At 69.9% G+C, this 4634-nt stretch carries 3 protein-coding genes, 1 pseudogene and 1 riboswitch; of the genes and pseudogenes, 2 read left to right on the top strand and 2 right to left on the bottom strand.

The features are described 5' to 3' along the window. Window positions 1-288 precede the first annotated feature (288 nt). Window positions 289-495 (top strand): DUF5999 family protein, encoded by a 207-nt coding sequence (locus AOK03_RS29035; RefSeq protein WP_055568331.1) that lies wholly within the window; start codon window positions 289-291, stop codon window positions 493-495. A gap of 126 nt (window positions 496-621) precedes the next feature. Here the strand turns inward: AOK03_RS29035 and gcvP are convergent, their stop codons facing one another. Then, window positions 622-3510 carry an aminomethyl-transferring glycine dehydrogenase gene (gene gcvP, locus AOK03_RS29030; protein ID WP_055568330.1) on the bottom strand — a complete coding sequence of 963 codons (2889 nt, stop codon included), beginning with the start codon at window positions 3508-3510 and terminating at the stop codon, window positions 622-624. Between the two features lie 187 nt (window positions 3511-3697). Continuing rightward, window positions 3698-3797: riboswitch (glycine riboswitch) on the bottom strand. A gap of 144 nt (window positions 3798-3941) precedes the next feature. Here gcvP and AOK03_RS29025 point away from each other — a divergent pair. Then, the gene (locus AOK03_RS29025) at window positions 3942-4331 is read left to right on the top strand and encodes a PRC-barrel domain-containing protein (RefSeq protein ID WP_055568329.1); all 390 of its coding nucleotides are present in this window, start codon (window positions 3942-3944) and stop codon (window positions 4329-4331) included. A gap of 40 nt (window positions 4332-4371) precedes the next feature. Here AOK03_RS29025 and AOK03_RS29020 read toward each other — a convergent pair. Continuing rightward, window positions 4372-4634, bottom strand: a pseudogene (locus AOK03_RS29020) (DNA polymerase IV); the annotation flags it as partial.

Genomic DNA, 4634 nt, shown 5'->3' with positions numbered 1-4634 from the left:
GTGCCCCGCCGCCACCCCCGGCCGCGGGGCACAGCACTGCCCACCCAGGTGGACTAGCCCGGTCAGGCCACCCCGAACCACCCGAAGAGACGGGGAAGTTGGGCTGAACCGTCCGGGCGGGTGATACGTCATTAAGCAGTAGGAGCCGCTGCGGCAAAATCCCTGCGGATTGACGCCCGGAGGGCAACACTGGGATCGGACCAACTACAACGGGGGGCGGTTATGAATACCGCATCGAGCCACAGGACCGACGTCACAGCCATCTCATCGCAGCGAAAGAACCCTTCCATGTGCCAGCACCAACCACCGTGCCCGACAGCCGACTCCGCCGACCGGGAGGCCGCGCTCCTCGCGGCCAGCCACCCGGAGCAGGGCTGGAGCCTGCTGTGCAACGGCGTCCTGATCTTCGAGGACACCGGTGAGCTGCTGCCGGACGGCCAGATCATCGCCCCGCACCGACCGCTGGGCACCGACCAGGTCATGACGGCCGCCTGAGCACTGGCACGACCGCACAAGCATCGCCGCACAGCACCGAAGCAGCACAGGAAAGACGAGGGGCCGGCCCGGAGAGAAGTCTCCGAACCGGCCCCGACGCATGCCCGCTCCACACGGGCGCCTGCATCAGTCCTCGTACGCATCCAGCGGCGGGCAGGAGCAGACGAGGTTCCGGTCGCCGTAGGCCTGGTCGATGCGGCGCACCGGCGGCCAGTACTTGTCCGCGGCGACGACGCCGGGCGGGAAGACGGCCTCCTCGCGGCTGTAGCCGTGCTCCCACTCACCGCTCAGCGCGACGGCGGTGTGCGGGGCGTTCCGCAGCGGGTTGTCGTCGGCGCTCCACTCGCCGGAGCCGACCTTCTCGATCTCCCGGCGGATGGCGATCATCGCCTCGCAGAACCGGTCGATCTCGCCCAGGTCCTCGCTCTCCGTGGGCTCGATCATCAGGGTGCCCGCGACCGGGAACGACATGGTCGGCGCGTGGAAGCCGTAGTCGATGAGCCGCTTGGCGATGTCGTCGACACTGACACCGGTCGCCTTGCTGAGCGGCCGCAGGTCGACGATGCACTCGTGCGCGACGAGACCGGCGGGGCCGGTGTAGAGCACCGGGTAGTGCGGCTCCAGGCGCTTGGCGATGTAGTTGGCCGAGAGCACCGCGACCTGGGTGGCGCGCTTGAGGCCCTCGCCGCCCATGAGGCGTACGTACGACCACGAGATCGGCAGGATGCCCGCGGAGCCCCACGGCGCCGCGGAGATCGGGCCGACACCGGTCTCGGGACCGGCTGCGGGCTGCAGCGGGTGGTTGGGCAGGTACGGCGCGAGGTGCTCGCGCACACCGACCGGGCCGACGCCCGGACCGCCGCCGCCGTGCGGGATGCAGAACGTCTTGTGCAGGTTGAGGTGCGAGACGTCGCCGCCGAAGTGGCCCGGCTTGGCGAGGCCCACCAGGGCGTTGAGGTTGGCCCCGTCGACGTACACCTGACCGCCGGCCTCGTGGACCGACGCGCAGATGTCGGCGACGTGCTCCTCGAAGACGCCGTGCGTCGACGGGTACGTGATCATCAGCACGGACAGCTCGTCGCGGTGCTTCTCGATCTTGGCGCGCAGGTCCTCGACGTCGATCTCGCCGTCGTCGGCGGTCTTGACGACGACGACCTTCATGCCCGCCATGACGGCGCTCGCGGCGTTGGTGCCGTGCGCGGACGACGGGATGAGGCAGACGGTGCGCTGCTCGTCGCCGTTGGCCCGGTGGTATCCACGGACCGCGAGCAGCCCCGCGAGCTCGCCCTGCGATCCGGCGTTGGGCTGCAGGGAGACCTTGTCGTACCCGGTGACCTCGGCGAGACGTTCCTCCAGCTCACGGATGAGCGTGAGGTAGCCCTGCGCCTGCTGGGCGGGGGCGAAGGGGTGCAGCTGGCCGAACTCGGGCCAGGTGACCGGCTCCATCTCGGTGGTCGCGTTGAGCTTCATGGTGCAGGAGCCCAGCGGGATCATGCCGCGGTCGAGCGCGTAGTCGCGGTCGGCGAGCTTGCGCAGGTAGCGCAGCATCGCGGTCTCGGAGCGGTGCTGGTGGAAGACCGGGTGCGCCAGGTAGTCGTCGCTGCGCAGCAGGCCCTCGGGCAGCGTGTCGGCGGTGGCGGCATCCAGCTCCTGGACGTCGGCCTCGACCCCGAACGCGCTCCACACGGCGGCCAGTTGCGCCCGCGTCGTGGTCTCGTCGCAGGCGAGGGAGACGTGGTCGGCGTCGATCTGGTGGATGTTCACGCCGCCTTCGCGGGCGGCGGAGACGAGCTCCTCGGCCCTGCCCTCGACACGCACGGTCAGCGTGTCGAAGTACGCGCCGTGGACGACCTCGACACCACCGGCGGTGAGCCCGGCGGCGAGCAGCGTCGCGTACCGGTGGGTGCGCCGCGCGATGGACTTGAGGCCCTCGGGCCCGTGGTACACGGCGTACATTCCGGCCATGACGGCGAGCAGCACCTGAGCGGTACAGATGTTGCTGGTGGCCTTCTCGCGGCGGATGTGCTGCTCACGGGTCTGCAGGGCGAGCCGGTAGGCCTTGTTGCCGTCGGCGTCGACAGAGACGCCGACGAGCCGTCCCGGAAGGCTGCGGGCGAACTTCTCGCGCACCGCCATGTACCCGGCGTGCGGGCCGCCGAAGCCCATCGGGACGCCGAAGCGCTGCGTCGTGCCGACGGCGATGTCGGCGCCCAGCTCGCCGGGCGAGGTGAGCAGGGTGAGGGCGAGCAGGTCGGCGGCGACGGTGACGACGGCGCCGATCTCGTGGGCCTGGTCGATGAGCGGCTTTATGTCCCGTACGACGCCGGAGGCGCCCGGGTACTGGACGAGCACGCCCACGACACCGCGCTCGGCGACCTCGGCCGGGATGCCCTCGCTCAGATCGGCGACGACGATCTCGACGCCGGTCGGCTCGGCGCGGGTCTGGATGACGGCGATGGTCTGCGGCAGCGCGTCGGCGTCGACGACGAAGACGCCGTTCTTGACCTTGCCCATGCGCCGCGAGAGGGCCATGGCCTCGGCGGCGGCGGTGCCCTCGTCGAGGAGCGAGGCCCCGGAGGTGGGCAGGCCGGTCAGCTCGGCGACCATCGTCTGGAAGTTGAGGAGCGCCTCCAGCCGGCCCTGCGAGATCTCGGGCTGGTACGGCGTGTAGGCGGTGTACCAGGCCGGGTTCTCCATCACGTTCCGCAGGATGACCGGCGGGGTGAAGGTTCCGTAGTAGCCGAGTCCGATCATGGAATCGAGGACCTGGTTACGGTCGGCGAGGGAGCGCAGCTCGGCCAGGACCTCGGCCTCGGTGCGTGCGCCGGGCAGGTTCAGCGCCTCGGCGTTCTTGATCACATCCGGTACCGCGGCGGCCGTCAGCTCGTCGAGCGAGCCGTACCCGACCTGGGCGAGCATCTTGGCGCGCGCTTCCGCATCGGGCCCGATGTGCCGCTGCTCGAAGGGGATGCCCTGCTCGAGCTCGGAGAGCGGGATGCGATTGGTGGCAGTCATTGCGGAGGCCTCCTGGTCTGCACGACCTGCGAGGGGTACCACGGCGCGGGTACCCGGACGGCCTCCCCCTCTGTCATGTCAACCTGAGAGCTTCACAGGCCCGTCTGTCGACAGACCTGCTTTCACCGTCGGTGAGGAAGGGTTCCGAACGTGCCCGCCCGACGCCCGCCCTGCTTTCCAGAGTGACCTCGTCCGTGCGGTACGGGTGCCTGAGAGATTCCGGGGAGGATTTGCTCCTTCGGCGCCTCCGGGAAGTACATTCCGGAGAGCTCTCCCGCACGGGGTCAGCGGCCAGGCGCCAGCCTACCAGCGAGGACCAGGACCGATCCCTCGAGTGGCCACCTGCCCCGAAGTGCTCTTTCGTAGTGACTACGAATGATTAAGGATGAGTTACGCCCGATTTCGACAAGCCGCGACCAGCTGGAGGGCCCGTGCAGACCGATATCGATCCGCGCAACCTGATCGGCCGCAAGGCGTTCGACCGGAACGGGGCGAAGATCGGCACCATCGACGAGGTCTACCTCGACGATGCCACCGGCGCACCGGAATGGGCAGCCATACGCACCGGTCTCTTCAGCCGGGACGCCTTTGTCCCCCTGGAACCCAGCGAACTGGTCGAGGACGGCACCCTGCTCATCCCCTTCGACCGGGCCCTGATCAGGGACGCCCCGGACTTCGGAGTCGGCCGCCACCTCTCCCCCGAGCAGGAGCTCCAGCTCTACCACCACTACGGCCTGGACACGACACCACCACCGGCCCCGCCCGCCGTGCCGCCTCCGGACCAGAACTTCGGCCACGTCGCAGGCACGGAGACCCCCTGATCCACGCCTGATCCACCCCCTGCCCCTCCCCTGATCCACCTCATCCGGAGGTGGGGGACGGCGGCGCGGCGACCAGCGGCAGCGGCTCCGCGGGCTCCAGCTCCGGGTCGTCCGTACGGAACGTCCGCACCCGTCCCGGCGCCGAAAGCGGCGTCTCGAAGCGCACCGTCACCCGGCCGAGGCCGCTCCCCTGCACCCACCCGTGCCCGTACTCGGCATGCCGCACGTCGTGACCGGCCGCCCAGTGCCTCTCCGCAGGCGCCACCGACGCCTCGGCGCTCTCCCTCTCCCTTATACCCATCT

The sequence above is a fragment of the Streptomyces atriruber genome, from assembly GCF_001418325.1.
GTDB classification, from domain to species: Bacteria; Actinomycetota; Actinomycetes; order Streptomycetales; family Streptomycetaceae; genus Streptomyces; species Streptomyces atriruber.
The sequence above is the reverse complement of the archived record's forward strand: the minus strand, read 5'-3'. Positions and strand labels throughout refer to the sequence as shown.

Bases quoted from the DNA above. Each gene is read 5' to 3' on its own strand.
- gcvP (WP_055568330.1), bottom strand. From the start codon at position 3,510: ATGACTGCCACCAATCGCATCCCGCTCTCCGAGCTCGAGCAGGGCATC.
- AOK03_RS29035 (WP_055568331.1), top strand. From the start codon at position 289: ATGTGCCAGCACCAACCACCGTGCCCGACAGCCGACTCCGCCGACCGG.